This window comes from Microcoleus sp. FACHB-SPT15 (assembly GCF_014849525.1).
Classification (GTDB): domain Bacteria; phylum Cyanobacteriota; class Cyanobacteriia; order Cyanobacteriales; family Coleofasciculaceae; genus Symplocastrum; species Symplocastrum torsivum.
In genome coordinates, this window is record NZ_JACJNU010000006.1 from 145,594 (window position 1) to 171,393 (window position 25,800).

19 protein-coding genes and 2 pseudogenes are annotated in these 25,800 nt (G+C 46.6%); 13 read left to right on the forward strand and 8 right to left on the reverse strand.

Annotated features, from left to right (window positions below; translation table 11 throughout):
- Window positions 1-574 precede the first annotated feature (574 nt).
- The 6 genes and pseudogenes from H6F98_RS01955 to H6F98_RS01975 form a co-directional block, all read left to right on the forward strand.
- Window positions 575-3,274: pseudogene (locus H6F98_RS01955) on the forward strand (phycobilisome rod-core linker polypeptide); the annotation flags it as partial.
- A gap of 225 nt (window positions 3,275-3,499) precedes the next feature.
- A pseudogene (locus H6F98_RS34565) lies at window positions 3,500-3,970 on the forward strand (phycobilisome rod-core linker polypeptide); the annotation flags it as partial.
- Window positions 3,971-4,397: 427 nt separating this feature from the next.
- On the forward strand, window positions 4,398-4,883 hold the full coding sequence (gene apcA / locus H6F98_RS01960) for an allophycocyanin subunit alpha (RefSeq protein WP_192216987.1): 486 nt from the start codon (window positions 4,398-4,400) through the stop codon (window positions 4,881-4,883).
- 88 nt (window positions 4,884-4,971) lie between these two features.
- Window positions 4,972-5,457 carry an allophycocyanin subunit beta gene (gene apcB, locus H6F98_RS01965; protein ID WP_192216988.1) on the forward strand — a complete coding sequence of 162 codons (486 nt, stop codon included), beginning with the start codon at window positions 4,972-4,974 and terminating at the stop codon, window positions 5,455-5,457.
- A 259-nt stretch (window positions 5,458-5,716) separates the two neighbouring features.
- On the forward strand, window positions 5,717-5,920 hold the full coding sequence (locus H6F98_RS01970) for a phycobilisome linker polypeptide (RefSeq protein WP_029638447.1): 204 nt from the start codon (window positions 5,717-5,719) through the stop codon (window positions 5,918-5,920).
- 302 nt (window positions 5,921-6,222) lie between these two features.
- Window positions 6,223-7,413, forward strand: coding sequence for an FtsW/RodA/SpoVE family cell cycle protein (locus H6F98_RS01975; protein WP_192216989.1), 1,191 nt, complete (start codon window positions 6,223-6,225; stop codon window positions 7,411-7,413).
- A gap of 7 nt (window positions 7,414-7,420) precedes the next feature.
- On the opposite strand, the gene H6F98_RS01980 is transcribed toward H6F98_RS01975, so the two are convergent.
- The 3 genes from H6F98_RS01980 to H6F98_RS01990 all read right to left on the reverse strand — a co-directional run bounded on the left by H6F98_RS01980 (window position 7,421) and on the right by H6F98_RS01990 (window position 9,973).
- Window positions 7,421-8,356, reverse strand: coding sequence for a tetratricopeptide repeat protein (locus tag H6F98_RS01980; RefSeq protein WP_192216990.1), 936 nt, complete (start codon window positions 8,354-8,356; stop codon window positions 7,421-7,423).
- A gap of 193 nt (window positions 8,357-8,549) precedes the next feature.
- Complete coding sequence (gene bioF, locus H6F98_RS01985) at window positions 8,550-9,737, reverse strand: 8-amino-7-oxononanoate synthase (protein WP_192216991.1); 1,188 nt, start codon at window positions 9,735-9,737, stop codon at window positions 8,550-8,552.
- Complete coding sequence (locus tag H6F98_RS01990) at window positions 9,737-9,973, reverse strand: hypothetical protein (RefSeq protein ID WP_192216992.1); 237 nt, start codon at window positions 9,971-9,973, stop codon at window positions 9,737-9,739. Before H6F98_RS01990 ends, bioF begins: the two co-directional genes overlap by 1 nt.
- A 201-nt stretch (window positions 9,974-10,174) precedes the next feature.
- Between H6F98_RS01990 and H6F98_RS01995 the strand changes: the two genes are divergently transcribed.
- Window positions 10,175-10,333: a hypothetical protein gene (locus tag H6F98_RS01995; protein ID WP_192216993.1), complete on the forward strand. Its 159-nt coding sequence runs from the start codon at window positions 10,175-10,177 to the stop codon at window positions 10,331-10,333.
- Between the two features lie 115 nt (window positions 10,334-10,448).
- Here the strand turns inward: H6F98_RS01995 and H6F98_RS02000 are convergent, their stop codons facing one another.
- Both H6F98_RS02000 and H6F98_RS02005 read right to left on the reverse strand, forming a co-directional pair.
- Window positions 10,449-12,011, reverse strand: a complete 1,563-nt coding sequence (locus H6F98_RS02000; protein WP_192216994.1) for a bifunctional pantoate--beta-alanine ligase/(d)CMP kinase — start codon at window positions 12,009-12,011, stop codon at window positions 10,449-10,451.
- 96 nt (window positions 12,012-12,107) lie between these two features.
- Window positions 12,108-13,220 (reverse strand): septal ring lytic transglycosylase RlpA family protein, encoded by a 1,113-nt coding sequence (locus H6F98_RS02005; RefSeq protein ID WP_192216995.1) that lies wholly within the window; start codon window positions 13,218-13,220, stop codon window positions 12,108-12,110.
- Between the two features lie 540 nt (window positions 13,221-13,760).
- Here H6F98_RS02005 and purM point away from each other — a divergent pair.
- Together purM and H6F98_RS02015 are read left to right on the forward strand one after the other, a co-directional pair.
- Window positions 13,761-14,849 (forward strand): phosphoribosylformylglycinamidine cyclo-ligase, encoded by a 1,089-nt coding sequence (gene purM / locus H6F98_RS02010; protein ID WP_192216996.1) that lies wholly within the window; start codon window positions 13,761-13,763, stop codon window positions 14,847-14,849.
- Window positions 14,850-14,936: 87 nt separating this feature from the next.
- Entirely contained in the window at window positions 14,937-15,266 is a 330-nt protein-coding gene (locus tag H6F98_RS02015; RefSeq protein ID WP_192216997.1) for a PadR family transcriptional regulator, read from the forward strand.
- Here the strand turns inward: H6F98_RS02015 and H6F98_RS02020 are convergent.
- Window positions 15,238-15,663: a fused DSP-PTPase phosphatase/NAD kinase-like protein gene (locus H6F98_RS02020; RefSeq protein ID WP_192216998.1), complete on the reverse strand. Its 426-nt coding sequence runs from the start codon at window positions 15,661-15,663 to the stop codon at window positions 15,238-15,240. The genes H6F98_RS02015 and H6F98_RS02020 overlap by 29 nt on opposite strands.
- A gap of 145 nt (window positions 15,664-15,808) precedes the next feature.
- Between H6F98_RS02020 and H6F98_RS02025 the strand changes: the two genes are divergently transcribed.
- Window positions 15,809-17,029 (forward strand): chromate transporter, encoded by a 1,221-nt coding sequence (locus H6F98_RS02025; protein ID WP_192216999.1) that lies wholly within the window; start codon window positions 15,809-15,811, stop codon window positions 17,027-17,029.
- Window positions 17,030-17,103: 74 nt separating this feature from the next.
- On the opposite strand, the gene H6F98_RS02030 is transcribed toward H6F98_RS02025, so the two are convergent.
- Both H6F98_RS02030 and H6F98_RS02035 read right to left on the reverse strand, forming a co-directional pair.
- On the reverse strand, window positions 17,104-17,640 hold the full coding sequence (locus H6F98_RS02030; protein WP_192217000.1) for a dual specificity protein phosphatase family protein: 537 nt from the start codon (window positions 17,638-17,640) through the stop codon (window positions 17,104-17,106).
- 111 nt (window positions 17,641-17,751) lie between these two features.
- Window positions 17,752-18,165, reverse strand: coding sequence for a hypothetical protein (locus H6F98_RS02035; protein ID WP_192217001.1), 414 nt, complete (start codon window positions 18,163-18,165; stop codon window positions 17,752-17,754).
- Between the two features lie 546 nt (window positions 18,166-18,711).
- Here H6F98_RS02035 and H6F98_RS02040 point away from each other — a divergent pair.
- The 3 genes from H6F98_RS02040 to H6F98_RS02050 all read left to right on the forward strand — a co-directional run bounded on the left by H6F98_RS02040 (window position 18,712) and on the right by H6F98_RS02050 (window position 25,752).
- On the forward strand, window positions 18,712-19,200 hold the full coding sequence (locus H6F98_RS02040; RefSeq protein ID WP_192217002.1) for a hypothetical protein: 489 nt from the start codon (window positions 18,712-18,714) through the stop codon (window positions 19,198-19,200).
- A gap of 248 nt (window positions 19,201-19,448) precedes the next feature.
- Complete coding sequence (gene crtD, locus H6F98_RS02045) at window positions 19,449-20,969, forward strand: C-3',4' desaturase CrtD (RefSeq protein WP_192217003.1); 1,521 nt, start codon at window positions 19,449-19,451, stop codon at window positions 20,967-20,969.
- Between the two features lie 277 nt (window positions 20,970-21,246).
- Window positions 21,247-25,752, forward strand: coding sequence for a hypothetical protein (locus H6F98_RS02050; RefSeq protein ID WP_192217004.1), 4,506 nt, complete (start codon window positions 21,247-21,249; stop codon window positions 25,750-25,752).
- Window positions 25,753-25,800: the final 48 nt, after the last annotated feature.

Here is a 25,800-nt window from a genome sequence, read left to right on the forward strand (position 1 = left end):
TTAGTACGATTGAAGATTGCGAAGAAGACCGCCTCAAGGGGTTGAAGTATGTGGCTGGACATTTAACCTCTGCCATCTGCAAATTGAGAACGATCAGGAGAGCTTATTTTATCGAATCCCCCGCGCCTCCTCGCCAACTTAGTGTTAACTAAATGTATTGCAGCTTCATTTGTCCCTAAACTGGAAGGGGAAGAAACATCTCTTCTTGTCTCTTACCCCAACCCCTAGTTACTACTACCTAGTCTCAAGACAGAACGTAACAAAACTTATGAGCTTTCTCAGCAAGTGCCTGTAATCAACTATTATGACTTTGTGAAACACTAGATTGTGTTCTTTACACTTCTTAACAAATAAGTCCGGAACATCAGAATCGTTTTAATCTAAAGACTGACTTGGTTTAGCTAGTAGGATTGCTTACTTATTGAGGGCGTCACGATAATATCCCATCCATCCACTGGAAGGGAATAAGACTGTCGGTATTCGATCAGCCTAAAGTCAGCGAAAGCAACCTACATTGGAACCCTGGTCAGGCTTAACACAGTAAAAATTGTCGATGGGAGCTTTTTGAAATCCAATGAGTGTTAAGGCAAGTGGTGGAAGCTCGGTTGCGCGTCCGCAACTCTATCAAACAGTACCGGTTTCAACAATTATTCAAGCTGAACAGCAAGACCGGTTTTTAGGGAGTGGCGAACTTAGCGAGCTTGCTAGTTACTTCCGTTCTGGTACACAGCGCATAGAAATTGCAAATACCATCAGCACAAATGCTGACTTAATTGTGTCTCGCGCTGCCAACCGAATTTTCGTTGGGGGTACCCCAATGGCTTTCCTGGAAAAACCAAGGGAAGATGTCGGACAAGAACTCGTGCTGGCGGGCGGTGGCAACACGGATGTTAGAGAATCCATGAAGTTGGGAACTGCCACTTACGTGGAGAGTGGTGGCGGGTTTTTAGAAGGCTTGCGAGGACTCTTCAGTGCTACAGGCGGTGGTCCAGCACCAGCAGGTTTCCGACCGATTAACGTTGCCCGTTATGGTCCGAAAAACATGCAGAAGTCCCTACGGGACTTAGCCTGGATGTTGCGCTACGTCACTTATGCGATCGTTGCGGGTGACCCCAATATCATCATCGTCAACGTCCGGGGCTTGCGGGAAATCATCGAAAATGCTTGCTCTGGAGATGCCACACTTGTCGCCTTGCAGGAGATGCGCGGCGCGGCATTAGGGTATTTCAAGCGTGATGATGCGGCAAGAGAGATTGTTAATCAGTACTTCGAGATTCTGATTAATGAATTTAAAGCCCCCAACCCTTCAGACAAACTGCGGCAGCGTCCTTCGAGTGACCAGCAAGGTCTGCAACTGCCCCAAAGCTACTTTAATGCCGCAGAGCGGCGTCCGAAGTACGCGATGAAGCCCGGTCTGTCATCCTCTGAAAAGCAAGAAATTGTCAAAGCGACCTATCGGCAAATCTTTGAGCGTGACATTACCCGTGCTTATAGCCAATCAATTTCTTATTTAGAATCTCAGGTTAAAAACGGCAGCATCTCGATGAAAGAGTTTGTTCGCCGCCTGGGTAAATCTCCCCTGTATCAAAAACAGTTTTACGAGCCATTCATCAACAGCCGTGCTTTGGAACTGGCTTTCCGTCATTTCCTAGGTCGTGGTCCAAGTTCACGCGAAGAAGTTCAGGAATACTTCTCCATTGTTTCCAACGGTGGTCTTGCCGCTTTAGTAGATGCTTTGGTTGATTCCAAAGAATACTCTGACTACTTCGGTGAAGAAACTGTCCCGTACCTGCGGGGGCTAGGTCAAGAAGCCCAGGAATGCCGTAACTGGGGACCGCAGCAAGATCTGTTGAGATACAGTGCGCCTTTCCGCAAGGTGCCGCAGTTCATCACAACCTTCGCTCGTTACGAGCAACCGCTGCCTGACCAACATCCTTATGGTTCTGGCAACGACCCCTTGGAAATTCAGTTTGGGGCAATCTTCCCGAAAGAAACCCGCAACCCTAGCACAAGTCCTGCTCCTTTTGGTAAAGATACAAAGCGTATCCTGATCCACCAAGGTCCTGGCATCAACAACCAAAACAGCAATCCTAAGGCACGCGGCGAGTTTCCAGGTTCTTTGGGACCGAAGGTGTTCCGCTTGGATCAACTTCCCTTGTCGGGTATCGGTAGCAAGAGAAATAACGCTTCTAGTGTTAAATTCTCGGAAAGCTCTACTCAAAAGGTAATTCGCGCTTGTTACTTGCAAGTGTTTGGTCGCGATGTTTACGACGGTCAGCGTCAGAAAGTTGCGGAAATCAAGCTAGAAAACGGCGAAATCACTTTGCGGGAGTTTATCCGCACTTTGGCGAAGTCGGACTTATTCCGCAGTCTGTACTGGACACCACTGTATGTGTGTAAGGCGATCGAGTATATTCACCGTCGTCTGTTGGGTCGTCCTACTTATGGGCGCTCTGAAATCAACAAGTACTTCGACATTTCTGCTAAGAAGGGCTTCTACGCTTTAGTTGATGCCATCATCGATAGCCCAGAGTACTCGGAGGCATTTGGGGAAGATACGGTTCCTTACGAGCGCTACCTGACTCCAGCCGGTGTACAGTTGCGATCGGCACGTCTAGGCAGCCTTGGTGAGGATATCGGTACCAGGGTTGATAAGGAAACAACACCACGCTTCGTTGAGCTGGGTCAAGTTACCGAAACTCGGAGTGAACCGGATATTCAATTCCGCATCAATCAGGGTGTTAGTACAGAGCGTGAGCAAACTAAGGTCTTCAAGCTGACTGATAATGCTGATAAGACAGGGGTTAAAACTCTGATTCGAGCGGCTTATCGGCAGATCTTTGAGCGCGATGTTGAACCCTACATTGTTAAGAATGAGTTCACGGCTCTAGAAAGTAAGCTGAGCAATAACGAAATCAACGTTAAGGAATTCGTTGAAGGGTTGGGTGTCTCAGAACTCTACATTAAAGAGTTCTATACTCCTTACCCCAACACCAAAGTTATTGAGTTGGGAACCAAGCACTTCCTCGGTCGTGCGCCTGAAAGCCAGAAGGAAATCCAGACGTACAACAAGATTCTAGCGGCTGAGGGTATCCGAGGCTTTATTGGGGCGCTGGTCAACAGCATGGAGTATGCCCAAGTCTTTGGTGAAGATACCGTGCCTTACCGTCGCTACCCGACGCTCCCGGCGGCAAACTTCCCCAATACAGAGAAGCTGTATAACAAGCTAACCAAGCAGGATAAAGAGTTGGTGGTGCCGAGCTTTGAGCCGGTGAAGCCACGCATGGATGCAGCGAAGATGCCGATGACTGGAAAGGCGATCGCTGATCTGAAGGCAAAAGAGCGGCAGATCGATATGAGCAAGCCGAAGTTCATCGAACTCGGTCGCTCGTTCCGCAATGGTGATGGGCAGTCCGTTGAGGTGGGTGTTGGTACAACCCGGCGCAAGCCTGCACGGATTTTCCGCATGACCACAGGGGCAAACTTGCAAGACACGGAACTGGTAATTAATGCCATTTACTGTCAAGTGATGGATGTCTTCAGCGGTCAGATCCCTGGAGAGTTCCGTCGCTCTGACTTGGATAGTAAACTCCGCAATGGAGAGATTTCCGTGCGTGAGTTTGTCAAAACCCTAGCTAGTTCCGACATCTATCGGCGTCGTTTCTACACACCCTATCCCAACACCAAGGTAATTGAGTTCTTGTTCCGGCATCTCTTGGGTCGTGCGCCTGCAACCCAAGCAGAAATCCGGCAGTACAACAAAATCTTGGCTGATCAAGGTCTAAGGGCAGCGGTTGAAGCGATGGTTGATGGTGCCGAATATGCTCGATTCTTTGGCGAGGATGTCGTGCCTTACAATCGCTATCCCTCACTGCCTGCTGGTAACTATTTGGGTAGCGTGAAAGCTGCCTCTGACCTAGTTAAGCAATCTTGGTCTGACCTCTCGCCTTCCTCTTTAGGTGGTCGCTAAAGTGACTCCTGATTAACTCGGCACTAAGGCTTGAGAGTACTACTTTAGGATGTTGTCTCCTCTGACCTGTCTATGGCAGTTAGAGGAGATTTTTCCTTGCTTAGATTTTGTTACAGTTACCTCGCCTCTATCCTCAGGTAAGCCTCAACCTCAAATCTGAGGAAAAATATTACAAAATATTGCGAACATAGGAAGAATGTGAACAATCTGTCGCAGAATTATTTGCGGAAGGTCGCTGTATCACTGACCTGATGTGTCGCTTACTACTCCCTGAAATCCTGAGACTACTTAGGGCACTTTACAACAAGGGAGTTCAAGCCCTAAAAAGGCTGCTAACTTGGGCACATTCAGGAAAGAACGTCAGATCTTCAAGTATGCGAATGCCAGTTAAACGCACCTGGTTACATTTTTTTGGAGGAATCCATCGATGAGTATCGTCACGAAATCTATCGTGAATGCAGACGCTGAAGCCCGCTATCTCAGCCCTGGCGAACTAGACCGGATTAAGTCTTTTGTTACCTCTGGTGAGCGCCGCCTTCGCATCGCTCAAACACTAGCAGACTCCCGTGAGCGCATCGTCAAGCAAGCTGGTGATCAACTGTTCCAAAGACGCCCTGACGTTGTTTCTCCCGGCGGAAATGCCTACGGGGAAGAAATGACCGCAACTTGCCTACGGGATTTGGACTACTACCTGCGTCTAATCACCTACGGAGTTGTATCTGGTGATGTCACCCCGATTGAAGAAATCGGCCTAGTTGGCGTCCGCGAAATGTACAATTCTTTGGGCACCCCCATCCCGGCGGTTGCTGAAGGCGTGCGTGCCATGAAGAATGTTGTCGCCTCAATGTTATCTTCGGAAGATGCGTCTGAAGCTGGCGCTTACTTCGACTACGTGATTGGTGCCATGCAGTAGGGCAAGAGTCCTTTCTCTGCTGTAGAGACGCGATTATCGCGTCTGTACGAAGGATTCAAGAGACTAGGTGAAATAAGGAATTAGAATCATGCAAGACGCAATTACTTCTGTTATTAACTCTTCCGACGTTCAAGGCAAATACCTAGACAACGCTGCGTTGGAAAAGCTCAAGGGCTATTTCCAAACCGGTGAACTGCGGGTACGTGCTGCAACCGCTATCAGCTCTAACGCGGCAACCATCGTTAAGGAAGCTGTTGCTAAGTCCCTGCTGTACTCGGACATCACTCGTCCAGGCGGCAACATGTATACAACCCGCCGTTATGCTGCTTGTATCCGTGACTTGGACTACTACCTGCGCTACGCCACCTACGCAATGTTAGCTGGCGATCCTTCCATCCTTGATGAGCGCGTACTCAACGGTTTGAAAGAAACCTACAACTCTTTAGGTGTTCCCATCTCTGCTACCGTACAAGCTATCCAAGCTATGAAAGAAGTTACAGCTAGCTTGGTTGGTGCTGATGCTGGCAAGGAAATGGGCGTCTATTTCGACTACATCAGCTCTGGCTTGAGCTAAGTTCAGCTCTCTTAAGTTAGGGTCTCAAACTTAGTCGGTCGTTATGTAAAGGTCTGGGAAGTCAATTGTGAGTGCTAGCTTGTTACAGGCAAGTCTTGCTTCACCTACGCACAAGCAGATGAGTTTTTGCGGTCTAGTATTGACGATTGACTCCCAGACTTTGTTCTAGGTATAAACTCCTTCTTATCGCTTTCGTAGTTCGCTTCAAAAACTGAATTCAAATTCAAAATTTCTTAACCCAATTAGGAGAATTCAACCCATGCGTATGTTTAAAGTGACTGCCTGTGTTCCTAGCCAAACCCGAATTAGGACACAACGGGAGTTACAAAACACTTATTTCACCAAGTTGGTTCCCTATGACAACTGGTTTCGTGAACAGCAACGCATTATGAAAATGGGTGGCAAAATCGTTAAGGTTGAGCTAGCCACTGGTAAGCAGGGTACGAATACCGGACTGCTTTAGTTTTTTACAGAACAGCTTTTTATTCGGAAAGGTAAAGGGGTCGCAATGACCCCTTATTTTTTTAGGGTTAGCTTTATAGCAAAAGGCAGAAGGTTTTTATGTTTATTACTGGTACGTGGTCGTTGGGGTCGTTAAATCTGTCCTGACCTTTATGGTGGCAGCTATATCAGCTAAAAAACTTGATAATGTTGTCAGGCGGTTTACCCTGATAGATTGGATATGCTTTGTTGGGTAAATCTCCTGTTATTGACAGTTAAACTTGTACTCACAAGCTCTGCGTTGTTGCAATTTGTTAATTATTAGTGACTTTACGCGACCTGATTCTATTAGTTAATCCCTCTGACAAGGAATGGGCAACCGATGCCCGATTATTGCGGTGGTTGACATTCCTGTGGATGTTTATTGGGTTAGCCGTTCTCTTCTCAGCATCTTATCCAAGTGCGGATGCTGAGTTTGGAGATGGTTTGTACTACTTTAAACGACAGCTCATCTGGGCAGTTCTGGGCTTAGTTGGATTTAATTTGCAGGTGCGATCGCCTTTGCGTTATATCCTGGGAATTGCTCAATGGTTTGTAATCTTGCTCTTAGGGTTTATTCTAATTACCCTAATCCCTGGCTTTGGTACTACCGTCAATGGTGCAACCCGTTGGCTCGCACTTGGGCCTGTTCCCCTTCAACCGTCTGAGTTAATCAAGCCTTTTTTAGTGCTACAGAGCGCTCGAATCTTCGGGCAGTGGAAGCGCCTCAGTTGGAGAGTTCGCTTAACTTGGTTGGGGATTTTTGCCTGTGTACTGGTGGGTATTTTGCTACAGCCAAACTTGAGTACAGCCGCATTGTGTGGCATGACGTTATGGCTAGTAGCACTGGCATCAGGATTGCCTTTTTCTTATTTAGGCGGAACAGCGCTAGGTGGGTTGCTACTCGCTACCATCAGTATCAGCTTGAAAGAATACCAACGGCGTCGGGTAATGTCGTTTCTCGACCCTTGGGCTGACCCAATGCGCGATGGTTACCAACTAGTTCAAAGCCTTTTAGCCGTTGGTTCAGGCGGTACTTGGGGGTCTGGGTTTGGGCTATCGCAACAAAAGCTATTTTATTTACCGATTCAGTACACTGATTTTATCTTTGCTGTATTTGCCGAGGAGTTTGGCTTTGCGGGTAGTGTATTGCTGTTAGGGCTAATCATGGCTTATGCGACACTAGCCCTGATGGTAGCGATGAAAACACGAAATAGTGTTTATCGGCTGGTAGCAATTGGGGCAATGATTTTGATTGTGGGGCAGTCGCTGTTGAATATTGGTGTGGCTACTGGCGTTCTTCCTACCACAGGTTTGCCATTTCCGTTTTTTAGTTACGGCGGCAGTTCGATGATTGCGAGTTTACTCTCAGCAGGGCTATTAATTCGAGTCGCACGAGAGAATAGCGGGGCTGAGGTTGTATCTCTCCAATCCCGTCGCCAGTCGGCAGCAGAACGACGGCGTGTAAGGAAGTAGAAATTGCTTAGGGCGATTCTGGAGTTGCTTTTGGAGGAGAGAAAACAATGGCAAGCGCTCGCTTATTTTCTCTGACTAGCAAGTAATCATTACTGCTGGCTGCTCCTCCTATGCCCACATCTTCACCAATCTTCTGAGCGATCACATTTGCCTGCTGCTCAAACTTTACTGCCTGATCAGATTGCCCTAACTTTGAGTAAGCCTCTCCAATATTACTGAGAGTGATGACTTCCCCACGAGCATCACTATTACCCTGAACAGTGGAGAGTGCTTCCTGAAAATAGCCAATTGCCCGTTGGTATTCTCCGATTGCTTCGTAAGCAACACCAATATTATTTAAAGCCGCCGCTTCTCTTGTGCGATCAGCCATGTTGCGAAAGATTCCAATTGCACCGTGGCAAAGTTCGATCGCTTTTTGGTGCTGCCCCAGTTGACGGTAAGCAATACTCTGGTTGTTTAGTGTAACGGCAATTCCAGAACGCGAAGCGGAGTCAGTGTTGTTAGATGCCCCATAAATATCCCAAAAGATTTGCATCGACTCTTGTTGAAAGGCGATCGCTTGCTCATATTCTCCTTGGTAATAATGAACAATGCCTAAATTGTTCAGTGCGATCGCTTCTCCAAAACGCTCCCCTTTTTGCCGTTGGATAGCCAGTACTTGTTGAAATGACTCGAAAGCGGCTTCAAATTGATTAGCATCAAGTTGCTCAACACCTTGAGCAAGATATTTCTCAGCTTCAGTTTCAGGATTTTCTGAAGTTTGAGCGAATACAGTGGGTGGCGATGCGGCTGTGGAACCTAACCCCCCAGCCCCCTTTCCTGGAAGGGAAGGGGGAGAAATCAGACTAGGTTGCATTGAAGTACTAAACGCTGTAGTCGGTATCACCACAGGCAAAAAGCAAAGGGCAAACGGTACAAGTAAGCTTTTTTTTTGTTTCCTCATTGCGTCTTAGCCACGAAATTGAGCTAACTGCATAACTAACTGTGAAAACTCGGATAGGTATATAGACTACTCATTGTGCTGATAACCCTGCTAGCGTCAACAGCGGGGTTTTATTTTCCCGGTGTAACTCAATTACCTGACTACCGAAAATCCCTCTCTTGTTCCCCTTGTTCTTCTTCCCTCTACGAGATAGTCAGAAATATAGACGAGATTTATGTTGTGCGATCGCTTCTAAGGCAAGCACCAGTTGATGAAGGTGAGATAGTTCATGAGTTGCCATAACGGAGATGCGAATCCGACTCGTGGGAACGGTAGGAGGGCGAATCGCTGGGGCAAAAATACCAGCCGCTTTCAATTTCTCGCCAGTTGTAAGGGCATCGGTTGCACTAGCTTGCTTGACACAGAGGATGGGTGACTCAGAAGGCAACAACTTGAGCTGAGGCAACCGTTGCATCAAATGCTTGAGGGTATCTACATTGTTATTGACTTTAGCGCGGCGTTCTGGTTCCTGCTGGACAATCTGGACGGCTTCTAGGGCAGCGGCTGTATCAGCGGGAGATAACCCAGTGGTGTAAATCCAGCTTGGTGCGCGATTTCGGAGGAAGTCAATCAGGACAGATGAACCTGCCACGTAACCACCTAAACTACCTAATGCCTTACTAAGGGTGCCAACTTGGATTAGTGTTTGTCCGGTACAGCCGAAGTGTTCCACACAACCAGCACCGTTGGCTCCCAAAACTCCAGTGGCGTGTGCTTCATCAACCAGCACCATGCAGCTAAAGTGTTCTGCGATCGCCACAATTTCTGGCAAGGGGCACAGGTCACCATCCATACTAAAAACACTATCTGTAACAATCAGGCAACGGCGGTGGTGTTGCCGATGTTGAGTTAGCTGAATTTTTAAATCTTCAATGTCACTGTGAGCATAGTTTACGATCACTGAACCACTCAAAATCGCGCCATTCTTGAGGCTGGAGTGATTGTACTGATCAGCGAGAATCAAATCGCGCTTCCCAACTAAGGCGGCAATCGTGCCTATGTTCGCCAAATACCCAGAACTGAATACTAGTGCGTCTTCAGTTTGCTTCAGAGATGCGATCGCACGTTCCAATTGCTGATGTAACTGCCGATGACCCGTAAGCAGTCGAGAGCCAGTGCTACCTGTACCATATTCCTTTGTAGCTGCGATCGCTGCCTGGATTAAGCGCTCATCACCAGTTAATCCCAGATAATCATTACTCGCAAAGTTAATTACCTCTCGTCCGTCCAGTTGCACTATTGCACCAGAACGACCATGAAGTGTTTGCACTGAGCGATACCAATCAGCCTGGTGAATCGTCGCTAGGGATTGCTCTAGCCAAGCGTAAGGATCACTCAGCATTACAAATCGTCAGGATTGGCTTCTGTAGGTGTCTCGACATCTGTAATTTGAGCGCTCTTGCCCTTCACTGGGGGCAGTCGATCAACTAATCCCATATCAAAAGCAATATCTGGTAACTCACCAACAATATATTTTCCCGGCTCAAACACCCGTCCTGGGGTAAAACACATTTGTCTGAGCTGAACAACCTCACCAGGGGCAAACATCCCCCTAAACATTCTTTTTTCTAGTCCCATGACTGATTCTCCTAAGACATCTTAAATATTCTCTAATTCTGGCAGTTGGCAGGGAATATGGTAGCGCAGGAACGAAGAACTATGCGTGTACTCGATAGAAGTGGCTCTCCTCGTATATCTTCGGAAAGAAGTCAGCGCATTAAAGTCAAGGTAAATTTAAGTATATTGCTATTGACAATTTAAGTATTACGTGTATTACCGATGAAAGAAGACTTCCAGCGACCGAATATTTGGTCAAACATTGACCTCCTAAAGGTTAAGCAGAGAATTGAAAAGATTACAGCTCAGATTGAAAGGGTTCGACAGCAGTTTGACCCCCAAGTAGAGGCGGACAACTCTTCTCTCAAGGAAAAGACCTAGCTCTTGCCTACTACTTGTGAAACTTGAAATCTGGCAAAGAAAAACCCCACCAGCTATCGTTCCGGTGAGGGAAAATCTACCAACTATATCTTTCCTTGGTATTTGGGAGAGTTCGTCATCCTGCCGGAACAGCAGAGACTTTTTGATGGTAAAGACTAACAATTCGCTCAGTCACTTCAGGGATAGTTAAACCATCTGTGTTGAGTTCAATTGCATCTGCTGCCTTGCATAGGGGTGCCAAAGCACGGGTGCTATCGCGGATGTCGCGCTGTTGAATATCCCGTTCTAGCTGTTCTAAGCTCACTTCTTCTTGTTTTTGGTCTTTAAGGTCTTGATGGCGTCGGCGTGCCCTTTCCTGGACGGAAGCCGTTAAGAAGATTTTAAGTTCAGCATCGGGAAAGACATGGGTACCGATATCTCGACCTTCTGCAACAATACCGCCCTTACACCCCCAGCGCTGTTGTTGTTTGACTAACTCACAACGAACCGCTGGCACGGCGGCGATCGCAGAAACATTTTTCGTGACTTCCTGTGTGCGAATTGCTTGGGTAACGTCCTCGCCATCGATCAACACGCGCACGGCGGTATCTGCTACGTTATCGGTGGTGAGATAAATTTGAGACTGACTAGCAAGTTCTGCGATCGCTGGTTCATCATCCAATGCGATTCTTGCTTCCAAAACTCGCCATGTTAATGCTCGATACATTGCACCCGTATCCAAATGCATTAGCCCTAATTTCTGGGCTACTTGACGGGTGACAGTGGATTTTCCTGCACCCGCAGGGCCATCAATTGCTACAATCGGCTTCCGGTACCGCAGGACGATATTGTCAATTAAACGAGTTGAACCAAAGCGAGCGGCGATCACTAAGAGTCCACTATCTTCAACTTGCTCCAAAGGTATTAAGGTTGTGGGATGTACTAATTCAATGTACTCCACCTGAATACCCTTAGCCACAGCTAACTCTGACTTGACTGTCTCAATGAGAGTAATGCGATCGCGTTCACCTGCTAAGAAAACTGCCTGCGCTTGCTGCAAAGCCCTAAACATTACTGGCGCATGAGCTTTTTGCGTTTGTGTCAAATATTGATTGCGAGAACTGTAAGCAAGTCCCGACTCTTCCCGCACCGTTGGACAACCAACAATCGTCACAGGCATATTCAAGTCTGCGACCAAACGTCGGATAATCGCCAGTTGCTGGGCATCCTTCTGACCAAAATAGGCGCGTTGTGGCTGTACCAAATTCAACAGTTTTGTCACCACTGTCGCGACTCCCTGAAAGTGACCAGGGCGAAAGCGACCGCATAATACAGATGTCATCGCTGCGGGTGGGATAACTTGACTCAAGTTAGTACCGCTGCCTGATTTGGGCAGATGATTGCCGTAAAATTCGACAGCGGTTGGGGCAAAAATTGCATCAATCCCTAACTGTTTACAGAGTTGCTGGTCTTCCTCCAACTGACGTGGATAGTGCTGAAAATCCTCAGTTGGACCAAACTGTAGCGGATTGACAAAAATGCTGACGATGACAATAGTATTCTCTTGTCTTGCCCGCTCCATTAAACTGAGATGACCAGCGTGCAACGCCCCCATTGTTGGAATAAGACCAACGTCCGTTCCGGAGCGGTAACGCTCTAGATAGCAGCGCAACCCGGCTGTTGTTGTAAACAGGCGCATGAGATTTTAGGGTTTGGATTCTAGATTGATGTTAGCAATTTGATTGCCGAGAGCCAGCCTACAACCCAACCCAAAAATCTCACCCTTAAGAGGTATTTAATACTCAACTACGGCGGGTTGGGATGGATCTAAGACATCGATACGCACAGGTGCCGTGCCTGAATGTATGAGTCCGAGCATTCTCGCGGCGGCGGCTGAAAGGTCAATTACACGTCCTCTGATATAGGGACCTCGATCATTAATCCGCACAACGACAGAGCGACCATTATTTAGGTTTGTAACTTGCACATTGGTGCCAAACGGTAAGCTGCGGTGGGCGGCAGTCATCGCATTCTGGTTGTATCTCTCGCCGCTAGCACTGCGCTTGCCATGAAAGCCGGGACCGTACCAGGACGCAATACCGCTAACTTGAACACGAATTGGACCAAGGGAAACCTGTGCTAGAGGTGTGGCTGGTTGCATACCAGCAATTTCCCGTAAGGGCGGCGCATTGCCCATTAACCGCCGCAGTCTGTTGGTCGCTTGTAGGGCATCTTCAGCCGGATTGTGGGTTGTATCGGCTAAGACTGTTGTCTCGTTGATGCGGACTAGTTCCTCATCATTCACGTCAATACTGTAGCAGTTGCATTCTGGCTTCATTTGCACTGCGATCGCCTCAGCATTGACGTTGTCTCGACTCAGTTGATTCAGCTTTGCCGCAATTGCTGTCGCTCTCCATACTGGGTCGTCTCCGGTGGTACTCACGTTCGGTGCGGCACTAATTTGTCCGGTTGCATTAGCTACACCTAATCGAGGTACTGTGTCCTCTGAAGCCGTCTTTTGAAGACTATGCGATTCTCCTACCTTGGTTCCATTCGGCGCGACTGAATTTGAACCTAGAAAAGTCAAGACAGGAATGCTTCGGACAAAGAGTGTTGCTGCCTGACGCCCTGCTACTTCATGAGCATGAATTTTGGCGATGACTTCTTCTTCTCTAGGGGGGATACGAGACTGTAATTCTCCTACCTTCACGACTTCGGTCGCTTGGGCTGTAGCTTGAGCTGAGGTAAGAGTACTGGTTGCTGGCACACCCTGCACTTGAGTTGTGGGAGCGCTTATCGTAGAACCCTGGTTAATCGTTTGGGTTTGTTGAGCATAACTGGATGTTGCCGTACCAAGAACTGTTGTCATGACAGTAGCGGTTAGGCTACTCCAAATTCGTTGATTCATATGTCCGTTGTCAAAAGCACTGGAATTCGAGATTAGTGTTGTTGGTTGCGAGACAAGACAAAGTCAAATTCGACCCATTAACTCGTACTCGTTCCGTGTCCGCTCTATTTCATTGAACTGCAACAGACTATCATGAAGTTTTGGCTTTGGGGATCAGGATATTGAGGGATGAACCTGTAAATTTATCAAAACTGAATCGTGAAAATTCCTCCGAAATTCCCAACTGGCAAGTGTTTGCAAATTTTCTCTATTTGACAAAATTTTTACAAAAATTAATAAAACTTCACATAATATGTGTCGAATTTGTAGCCGAAATGTGGCTAATCCTTTCGAGCCGCCAAAAAATTGTTAGAGCAATTGAGGAGAATTTACTCCTAAAGCAAGATCATCCTTCTTTAGGAGTAAATTTTTCTTAAAGCAGTTGGTTAGCAGGTTCTAAACCTTGCTGACAAGTTTTTATTGCGATCGCGCTACTTTCAGGCAAAGCACCTGTAAAATTACATCCGGGTACCCAACGCTCAAGACCCTTGTTTTTGTTTGATGGATTATCGTGAAGCCGGAGTTGATGTCGAAGCAGGTCGAGCTTTTGTCGAGAAAATCCGCACTTTGGTGCAAAGCACACATCGCCCTGAAGTCCTGGGCGGACTGGGTGGTTTTAGTGGTTGTTTCCAGTTGCCCGGAGGATACCAAGAACCCGTTTTGGTATCAGGCACAGATGGCGTTGGTACGAAGCTAAAACTCGCTCAAGATCTCAACTGCCACAACACCGTTGGGATTGATTTAGTCGCCATGTGTGTCAACGATGTTTTGACCTCTGGCGCTGAGCCGCTATTTTTCTTGGATTATTTAGCAACAGGTAAGCTCAATTCCGAGCAGCTAACGCAGGTTGTTGCCGGGATTACCCAAGGCTGTCGCCTTTCCGGGTGTGCCTTGCTAGGAGGAGAAACGGCAGAAATGCCAGGTTTCTACCAACCGGGAGAGTACGACTTAGCAGGGTTTTGTGTGGGAATTGTTGAAAAGAGCCAAATGCTCAACGGCTCTCAGGTGCAGGTAGGAGACATTGCGATTGGTTTGGCAAGTCAGGGTGTCCACAGTAATGGATTTAGCCTGGTGCGGAAGATTGTCAGTGAGTTTTCGGCAAACAGTCAATCTTTTCAAGAGCGAGAATCTGATAGCCAAGAAAAATCGTCTCAACCTGTTGCTTGGGATGCCCGCCCAGAACAGTTAGCAGGGCAAAGCTTAGGTGAGGTCTTGTTGAAACCGACTCAGATTTACGTTAAACCTGTGCTGGAAGCCCGTCGTGCGGGTATTGAGATTCATGGCATGGCGCACATCACTGGCGGCGGTTTACCGGAAAACTTGCCTCGCTGCCTCGGTGCAAATCAATCAATTCAGATTAACCCGAATAGCTGGGTAGTTCCACCAATTTTTCATTGGCTAGCTGATGCAGGACAGCTTAGTACTGACACGCTGTTTAACACCTTCAACATGGGTATCGGGTTTGTGCTACTCGTGTCGCCGGAGCAAGCAGAGCCGACCCTCAGATGGTTTGAGTCACAAGATATTGCTGCCTATAAAATTGGTGAGGTTATTAACGGTAGTGGTAGCGTCGTTGGTCTACTTGCATAAATTCACACCGATAGTCGGGCTTAGGAGTGAGCGCGTCATTAAAAACGGAGAGAATTGAAGCTCCTAATGTTATAGAAAGCCTGTCTAATGGATGGTCGAGAGTTCTACTCTGGTTTGATTCGACTACATATCTTGCACCATGCGGCTCATGAACCCATTTTTGGGCTGGGCATTATGGAGGAATTGGCTCGTCATGGTTATAAGCTTAGTGCAGGAACACTCTATCCCATGCTGCATGACATGGAGCGCAAAGGGTATCTGTATTCGGTTGAGGAGCGATCAGGGCGGCAAATGCGACGAATCTACCGAGCAACGGACTTAGGTAGGGATGTGTTGGAGGATGCCAAAGAGAAGGTACGTGAACTATTCGGAGAATTATTTGAACACGCTACGGAAGATTCTCCAAAAAATGCTTGAGATGCGGCTGTTCCGGGTTAATGCCAAGTGCTTGTGCTTTGCTCAGAACCTCTTCCCGGCTGAGTTTTTGCTGAGTTGCCAAGGCAATCAATGCTAATGCACCTGCTCGTCCCCCAGCTTGGCAATGGAAAAATATAGGAGTAGGAAGTTCTTCCAGTTCTGAGAGGACTCTTCCAACCGATTCATCATTCGCTTGAGTTGGGTTGAGTGGGATATTGACATACTCAAGTCCTGCGGCTTCAGCCTGCTGCTGTTCATCACTCAATACTCCTGTTTCATCGACTGAACGGAGATTGATGACTGACTTGAAGCCTTCATTGGCAAGGTTTTGCAAGGTTTCTGGAGTCGGTTGTCCGCCAGCAGAGAACTCATCACTTACTTTTTTGTGATCGCTCATCACTATATACCAGTATTTTGATTGGGATACCGTATTTATTGACTAAGCGCATCCTATCAGATATTACGTTCTAAGTATAGGATTTCGATACCGAAATCCGATATTGTAATTCTGTTAGCTTGCGGCATTATCTAGGAGAGGTAAAGTGTCCCAGCAGCCTGAAGGGATTGAGTCAATACAGGAGCCAGTTCCCTATTCCGAACTCAATCCGCAGCAACAGAGACAGCGATTAACTGAACTAGCCACCGTCTTTTTTCGGTTGGGGGCGATCGCTTTTGGAGGGCCAGCCGCCCATATTGCGATGATGGATTCGGAGGTAGTCAATCGTCGTCAGTGGATGAGTCGAGAGAAGTTGCTAGATCTGCTAGGAGTGACAAATCTGATTCCGGGTCCTAACTCTACTGAACTAGCAATTCATATTGGCTACGAACGAGCAGGGTGGCGGGGATTGGGCATTGCAGGGGTGTGTTTTATTCTGCCTGCAATGGTGATTGTTTGGCTGCTTGCGGTGCTTTATGAGCGCTATCAAACTGTTCCTCAAGTGGAATGGCTACTGTATGGAATTAAGCCTGTGATTATTGCGATCGTGCTACAGGCATTATGGAATTTAGGTAAAAAGGCAGCCAAAGACACTCCAACGGTGATTGTAGGCATCGTAGCGATCGCGGCTTACTTAGCAGGATTTAATGAAGTTCTGGTGCTGCTGCTGCTGGGTATTGCCGTCATGGTAGTGAAGAATTGGCAAATCGGGAGAGGAACAACAGGTGTCTTTCTCTTGCCATTTTCTGGGGTTCTGGCACAGGCTGGTACCGCAACAACCACCAATGCTTCCATAAGTTGGGTGAATGTATTCCTCTTTTTCCTCAAAATTGGGAGCATTTTGTATGGAAGTGGGTACGTGCTGCTAGCGTTCTTACAACGTGAATTAGTGGAGCGTAATCAGTGGCTTACCCCTCAGCAGCTTCTGGATGCAGTTGCGATTGGTCAGTTTACACCGGGGCCAGTCTTCACAACCGCAACGTTTATTGGTTATCTATTGGCAGGAAATGCGGGAGCGATCGCAGGAACAATTGGCATCTTTCTGCCTGCCTTCGTGTTGGTATTGCTAGTAAATCCTTGGGTACCGAAGTTGCGCCAGTCCCCTTGGGCAAGTGGGTTTCTTGATGGGGTCAATGCCGCTTCATTAGGACTGATGGCAGGCGTGACGTACACACTGGGGCGAGCCGCGCTGGTGGATGGGTTAACGGTGGTTGTAGCGATTTTGAGTGCGATCGCCGTGTTCCGTTTTAAGCTCAATTCAGCTTGGCTAGTGCTGGCAGGAGGAGCAATTGGGCTTGCCGCTCATCTTTTGGGAGTTATTGGCTAGTAGTTGTGTTCTTAGGGTAATCTACCTTTAAATTTCTTGGAATTTAGTCACTTTTTGGTCACTGTTAACAGTTGTTAGTCTACTGTTAGACGGCACTTACTCAGAAGCTTGTTGAGGTCTTCTACAACTTTCCAGGGATTTTTGCCTCTCAAGAGAGCCATGATTGCAGCTTCATAGGGATTTCTACCTGTTCTCCTGACAGCTGCGATCGCAGCTTTGTTAGATAATCCTCGACCACTGACTAGCCACGCAGCTAGTACATGACCTGTTCGCCCAATGCCGCCAGAGCAGTGAACAACAACCTTCTCAGCTTGTTTATCGGCTTCTGCTAGGAAAGGCAGTATCTTCGTTGTCAGTGTTCTCAGGTCAGACAGTTGAAAATCTTCAATTGGTGCCCAGCAGACTTGATGATGTCCGAAGTCCTGTTGGTAAGTTTCGAGAAGATCATAGTAGCGAGCGAGTTGGTTATCGGGAAGAAGACAGCATACTCGCTGGATACCTTGACCTTTCATGAACTCAATCCAATGATGCACCTGGGTGTTGGCGTATCCAGGTCTTGAAGCTCCGAATACGATTGGCTCATTCTCCCTAGCCGCAGCAAATTTGTACATTCTCTCTGTGTGTGACCGTAAAAAAGCAGTCGGTTTCCCTTTTAATTTTGAATTTTTAAATGCTTAGCAGTGCTTGCTGATCAGCAAGCACTTATTGTGAGCTTAAAATTTTCACGAAGCACAAGGCAATCTAGTTTGGGATTTGTCAGAATCACTTAGTGTCATCTGTATGATTAAGGTTTGCAGTCTAGTTTTGCCACAAGGCTCGGCGCTTTGGCAATCATTAACTGGGACTTCCTCATAAGCTAAATTCACTTTCTTGTTTAAGAACGTTTCTTGATTCTCACAGATTTCAAATGTCGCACCCACATCTTGATGTCTAATTCCGTTTTTATCGACTAATGTGACGTAGCACATCAGATCGCCACTAACCATACTCTCGACTGTAGCAACTTCCGGTTGTTCAACTGAATCACTAGCTTGAGCGGCAACAGGACTAACAAAAAAGCTAAGACTAGAGGTAGCAAATAACGAAATAGATAAGCCTAAGACTGACAAACGTAACGACATTTTTTCCCCTTTCATTTATTTCTTCCTACAAAACTGTTTCTTGACTGACGCTTCCTCAACTTTGGAGCCGTACAACGAGCTAGTAGTAGCTCGTCAGTAGAGGTTTTGCCAAAAAGCGACGCACCATCTGCTGCACTTGAATCCATCTACAATGGGTTAGCTAAGCATTACTGAAACCCAAACAGATGAAAACAGAAATACCAATTTAGCTCACCCTACTCAAATCATGAGCCGATACACCAGCGGTAAGCGTTGAATGGTCAGATTGTATGACCATTGAAAAATCAATAACAGGTACACCGGAACACTCTGGTGTGACAAGTTTACGAGCAACGCTTATATTGGTTCAGGTTGAGGGAAGGCGAGTATGTTTCTCTACAACCCGATCGCATCTTACTCAGCACAACATCCAAAAGAGCGATCGCACATTGGTAAAGACTTTGTTACTATTTGGCTGTTTTGATTCCTATTTGTGACTTCTCCAACTCTCCTGGCATCCTCTCCTGGCATCAGGGGAACGCACGTTCAAGAAACGATTAAACGATACCATTGGTACAAAGCATGAGTTTCAAGTCGAGCAAAACAGGCAAACATCTACTCTTAACTGGACTAGTGGTTAGTCTTGGGTTGTGGGCGACACCCGCAACATCACAGACGACAGCAACAGACAGCCAAGTTACTGCGTTTGTGGAAGCCTTACGGCAAGCGGCACCTCCCCAAAGTAATAACGATGGGATGTACAGTGCATGGCAAGTATTACCTGGAATTATCCCTGACTGGACAAAGCGCTGCACGGGTCAGCAACTAACAGCGGCACAATTTGAAGCTGACGCAACAGCAGCACGAAATACGGTAACGTGTATCGCGCGACGGGAACTGAACAACCAAATGCAAGCAAGGGGTAATAATCAAGCCGCCGCTGTTCGTGGTGCAGCGTGTTGGTGGATGACGGGTAAGTACGATGGCTGTAACAGCGGCTTTCAAGCGCAGTATGTCCAGAAAGTCGTAAATGTTTACCAGCAGCAGGTTTCTGGCTCATCTCAACGTTGAATTAGCTAGTAGTTAGGGGTTAGGAGTAAGCTGCTAAGAGCATCCTCGCGCCGTCTATTTAACTCATCGGTTTTAGGGCAAACGAGAAGGGCAAAGGTAAAAGGGAAAAACCTTTTATCTTTGCCCTTTAACCTTTTTCCCCTGAGCGGATATCACAAATTAAATGCGTGACAGCTTACTCCCAATTTAATTACTAAAGCACAGTTACAATTATGAAAAAGAATATTAAGAAATATAAAGAATGAATTATGCCAAGCACTCAAGGCGGTAGTGGAAAATCGCGTGTAGTCGTAATTGGGGCAGGAATTGGGGGTCTAACGGCTGGGGCATTACTTGCCCATCGCGGCTACGAAGTTTTGGTATTAGACCAAGCCCTTGTGCCTGGAGGATGTGCCTCTACCTTTAAACGTCGCGGATTTACGTTTGATGTCGGTGCAACGCAGGTTGCAGGTTTAGAACCAGGTGGCATTCACAAGCGGATTTTTGATGAGTTAGAGATTGACCTACCAGCCGCAACGCCCTGCGACCCAGCTTGTGCAGTATTTCTCCCCGGTGAAACAGAACCGATTAACGTCTGGCGTGACCCGGAAAAGTGGACAGTAGAACGACAACGGCAGTTTCCTGGCAGTGAACCGTTTTGGCAATTGATGACAACATTGTTCAAGGCTAGCTGGAAGTTTCAAGCGCGTGACCCAGTGTTGCCCCCTCGTAGTTTGTGGGACTTGTGGCAGCTAGCGTCGTCAGTTCGTCCCGATACCATGATTACCCTGCCCTTTACCTTCATGACAGTGGGTGATGCGTTGCGAGGATATGGACTTTATGAAAACCAGCGTCTGCGAACATTTTTGGACTTACAGCTAAAGCTTTATTCCCAAGTCGATGCTGATGAGACAGCACTGCTTTATGCTGCAACAGCGCTGGGTGTTTCTCAGGAACCGCAAGGGCTATTTCATCTTAAGGGTAGTATGCAGGTATTAAGCGATCGCCTCGTCGAAGCCTTAGAAAAATATGGTGGAAAGCTGCTGATGCGCCATACGGTTGAACACATTGAAGCGTCAGGTGGTAAAGCAACCAGCGTCAGGATTCGCAATCAGAAAACAGGTGAAGTTTGTACAGAACCCGCTGATGAAGTGGTTGCTAATGTCACAGTGCAAAACCTGGTCAAGTTACTAGGAGAACAAGCGCCAAAAGGTTACAAGCATCGGGTAGATAAACTGCCGCCAGCATCGGGCGCGTTTGTAATCTATCTTGGCGTTGACCAAAGTGCGGTTCCTGTTGGGTGTCCCCCTCACCTTCAGTTTCTTTATGATTACGAAGGGCAAATTGGAGAGAATAATTCCCTATTTGTTTCTGTCAGTCATCCTGGAGATGGTCGCGCCCCAGAAGGGAAAGCGACAATTATTGCTTCTTCCTTTACTGATGCTGAGGAATGGTGGCAGGGTGAAAAGGATGATTATGAAAGACTCAAGCAACAGTATACAGAAGATGCGATCGCACGTCTCAACCAGTACTTTTACCTAAAACCCGAAACAATCATCCACCAAGAAACTGCAACTCCCCGCACCTTTGCACACTATACAGGTCGCGACCTAGGGATTGTCGGAGGCATTGGTCAACGGATACCTACTTTTGGGCCTTTTGGCTTTGCCACTCGGACACCGATTAAAAGCCTCTGGCTTGTTGGGGATTCTACTCATCCCGGCGAAGGGACGGCAGGTGTCAGCTACTCTGCACTCACGGCTGTACGACAAATTCAGGCATCCTCTTAAGTAACCAAACAGAATTAATTACATACTGATTCTTTACCAGGCAAGAATTTAACCTAGATTTTGTGTAATTAATTTTGTGCAACTACTTAACGCTACCCTTTGAGCCGTTCTGAAGCAATTTCTATACCGCTAGGACTCTGAGTAACACGACTCTAGAGCAAAATTTGGCTAATTGTATAAACTGATACTAAAAATATCCCTGCCAATTTCTTCGCTAGACGACAATAGGTAGTAGCGGCAAAAGTTATTTTTTTGTCTATCGAGCGGAGACTGACCAATGTATGTCTATCGCACCCCTCAGTTCAACGACAAGGCCCAGCGCTATGGTATTCAATCTCGCATTGATGACCTATGCGCTGAACTGGAGACACAGAGAATAGATGAGGTGCAAGCTCGTTTTGAGAGAATCTATCCCTACTTAAAGCGCCGAACTCTCAATCGAAGAATAGTTGCACGTATCCTCAGAGTTGACGACGAGCAACTCCTGTGCCTGCTTGACATCTTTAAGCGAGGCGATAACGACTACGAACAGTTCCTCGACGCACCTATCGAGTACGGGAGAAGCCATCTCGAACCGCAACTAGAAATACAACGTCTCCGAAACTGGGTGCAAGAGCAGAAAATCCAGCAGCGTCCAACCCAGCAACTTCCAGAACTCCCCTCAGAACTACACCCCTGGCTAGAACTTCCGGGTTGGGAGATGGCATCACTAACAGAGGATTGGGTGATTTATGAAAGTGAAGAATGGGTGGCGCAGTTTAGAAAGCCGGAAATCCACAATGCTTGGGACACCTATTACCAAATTATTTCGGGAATTAGAAGTGAAACGAATCAAGCTGAAGAGTTTGCCGATATATCAAATGTAAAGCTATGTGGGTCGAATAATCATTATGTACTCTACAGCCAACCTTTTACCACCGATACTGGCATTATAGGTGTCTTATTTCTGCTAGCGCCCTTCGACCACAAGCCATCGCGTGAAGAGATTATCGAAGTAGGCAAAAGAACTACCTTGTTTGATGTGCCTGTGGAGGCTGGGGAAGATGACACGATAACACTGGAAGAGGAGAATACTGCCGACAACGCAAAGAACGTCTCTAAAGAATCGCCCCAGCTCATCAAATCACAGAGCAAAGCAAGCTACAACATTCTGGCGCGGCAATTGAATCTCTGTGACTTGACACCTTTTGCGCGACGTTCTTATCCTGCCTATCTGCTTGCGGATGAAGAAAGTTGGTTGGCGATTGAGCGGGGAAAAGAAGCCAATCTCGCGCTTTCAGCGGAAGAAGAGCAGATTCTCAAGTCAGTTTCTACTTCCGCACCAGGTAAAGGTTCACTCCCGCTATTCATCAATGGACGTGCGGGTAGCGGTAAGTCTACGATGTTGCTTTATTTATTTGCCGACTACTGCTACCGAAAGTACTATAAGCAAGGACATCGGCGTACCGAACCACTACCTGGTGAGCCTTTGTTTTTAACCTACAATGAGCGGTTACTAGAGGTAGCGAGAGATGGTGTTAAGACGTTGCTGTCCTCTCATCATCGCTTTGTTGCAGAGAGAAGTCAGGGAGATGAGAGAGACAGAATCGATCACTTCTTCCAGCCTTTTCAGCAATTTCTTTTTGGCTTGCTATCACCTGAAGAACGTCAGCGCTTTGATTTAGAAAAATACATTTCCTTTCATCGCTTCAAACAACTGTATCAGGGAAAAAGCCCCTCAGAATCCCTTGCCAAAGTTGTTCTCCACCTTCCCGAAGCCCGACAATATTCCCCAGAAATTTGCTGGCACGTCATCCGCAGTTTTATCAAAGGTTACAACCTGGAAGAGTGCATTACTCCTGAAGATTACCAGAAGGATGTACCCCGCAAAGAACGTACTATTTCAATTGAGAAATTCCAAGGCATCTACTACACGATTTGGGAACGTTGGTATAAGCGTATTACTCAAGAGCAAGGCTACTGGGATGACCAGGATTTAATTGCAAGAGTTCTCAAACTCAAGTGCTATCGCCCTGAATATACGGCAATTTTCTGTGACGAAGCGCAAGACTTTACAAGGCTGGAACTACAGCTAATTATGCGGCTGTCTATCTTCTCTCAATATCATCTGGGATATCAGCCAATTCACTGCCTCCCCTTTGCGTTTGCGGGCGACCCTTTCCAAACTTTAAACCCAACAGGCTTTCATTGGTCTAGTGTTCAGGCTGTATTTGATGCAGAAGTCATTACCGCGCTTGATCCAGCCGAGCAATTAAAGCTGGTGATTAATTTTCAAGAACTTTCCTTTAACTATCGTTCTAGTCCACCGATTGTTCAAGTTACTAATTTAATTCAATTGTGGCGCCATGTTCTGTTTGACATTCATGAACTCCAACCCCAAACACCATGGCAGCAAGGCAACTTTCCCTCACCTCAAAAGTTCATCCTCAATGCCAATATCAATACAGAACAACTTGCGGATTACATCAAAGACACCATTATCATCGTGCCTTGTGAAGAAGGCGAAGAAGCGGCTTATGCTCAAGCTGATGAAGTCCTATCAGAAATTTTTCCCCAATCCTTAGAATCTGAGCCTCTGAAGAATGTCTTGAGTGCGATTTCTGCGAAGGGATTGGAGTTCAAAAAAGTTATTCTGTACAAGTTTGGCGAAGACTGCAATCGCAGTGTTTGGAATCTCAGGAGCCAAAGTACAGACCAACGAGTCAAGGTAGAATACTTTTTTAACAAGCTTTATGTTGCGGCGAGTCGAGCAACTGAGCGTTTGTTTGTTGTAGATTCCGAAAAAGGCGATCGCCAATTGTGGCAATATGCTAGTGATGAAGCCCTCTTGCAAGCAATACTGAGACACGCCAGAAACAAAGCGCGTTGGGAAGCAAGTGTACAAACAATCAGCATTGGTACGCCTAAAACCGCTCAAGAATTACGCGAAGATGACCCAGTATCAATTGCCCAAGAATTCGAGAGAAAGGGATTAAATTCTCAAAATCCGGGTTTACTCAGACGTGCTAGACAGTTCTACAGTGATTTTGGAAACACAGTAAAAGCCAACTTTTGTGAAGCCTGGGCGTTCAAGTTTGAAGAGCAATTCCAGACGGCAGGTAGCCTCTTTCTTCAGGTGGGTGAAGCGGATGAAGCTTGGGAATGCTTCTGGGAGGGATTATGTTGGTCAGAATTAGTTACTTGGTGCAACCAACACCCGGAAAGCCATACTGTTGAGGGGGAGATCGCTAACTTTATGGTTGCTCCGTTACAGGATTTACAGGCATTAAACAATTTTACATTAGTTATTAGTAATCAATTGTCAGTAGTGAGCGACGATGCCAAAACACAATTGACAACAGATAACAAACTATTGACTCATCATAAACAATGGAAAAAAGCGGTAGAAGAATATGCAAAGCGTCTTGAGATGCTACTAAATGATGCTGAATTTAATTTCAATGGATGGCAGCAGTGGGGAGAGGTTTTAGAAACGTTGGAATCTGCTGGATACACAGGCAGCAATCTTCTAGCAGGGGAATGTTTTTACCGTGCCAAAAATTATGAACGAGCGGTTCGTAACTGGGAAGAGGGTGGTGCTACACAAAAGTCTGAGTATAATCAAGCGAAAGTTTTACTATTAGGTTATCCCGATGGTTTAGAGTATCTAGAAAAAGCGGGAGAAGCTGATAGGATTATTACTGAATGGGAGCGAGCGGTAAAACCACGCGATCGCAGATGGCTCAAATATGTCGCCCCATCCCTAGAAGCCAAGCACCAGTATGAACAAGCTTTTGTTGTCTATGTTTGGTTGGATGAATTAGTCAAGCTAAAAGCTTGCTTTGAAACCGCAAGTCAAGGGACACCTAAGTTCAAGCTCTTTACTGTTCTCTTTCAGTATTTTTATCGCAAGAAGCATTTCGCTGATGCAATAGAAGCCGTTGAAAGGTATCTGCCTAATGTTGTCGGTTCCGAACATCAAAAAGCAGGGTTAAAGTTTGATGTGGTGTATGAAATTGCTTGCTCAGAGTTAACGCCAGATGACCTAACAAAGGGCTATCGTAAACGGTATGAAAGATTTATCAAAGAACAGATATTATCCTCTTCTGAGTGGCAGGATTATCTATCCATACAGCAGCTAGGAGTTGCTCTAGAAAAGATTGGCTCAATTGTAGAAACCTTGGAGTTTTACGAGCAATTTGTTGGACATTCTGAGGAACACTTGCGCCAATTTGCACGAGAACGCTGGATTGCAACAAAGAAGCGGCAGGAGGATTACGCCAGAAAGCAGAAGCAATTTGATAAAGCTTCAAAAACTCACTCAGAAATGCTTAAGAAAGCCCGGAATTGGTCAATTCAGCAGCAAGCAGTCCCCCTTGAACCGCCACTATCTCCAAAAGAGCGTCCAACTCCTCTAATTCCTGAATCAGCAGCTATCCAGACTTCATCAAAATCACCAACTGCCACAAAATTGGTGATCAAAGGATTGCTAACTAATACGAAAGTAGAGCAACTAGAGGCAGGAGTCGTTAGGTTTAGTGTGCGTCACTTAGTTATCAAAGTGATGAGGCATAGTAAACAGGTTCTTATTACTGATGCACTCAACAGTCGGGAAGTGCGAGTAGATGGAGCGCAATCTAAGATCAGTATTGGAGAAGCGATCGTAGAGGCTGTTGGTAGCAAGCAATTATCCTTTGCCCTCTCCACAAGTGGCTACAGTGGCAATTTAATCTATGACCTAGAAAAGCTACACCTAGAACTCAATATTCAAGGCTACCCTCACAAAATTTCTATTGAGCTATAGCTAGTGCAAGAAGGCAGAAGCTTCCAACTATGTCAACAAAATCTCCCC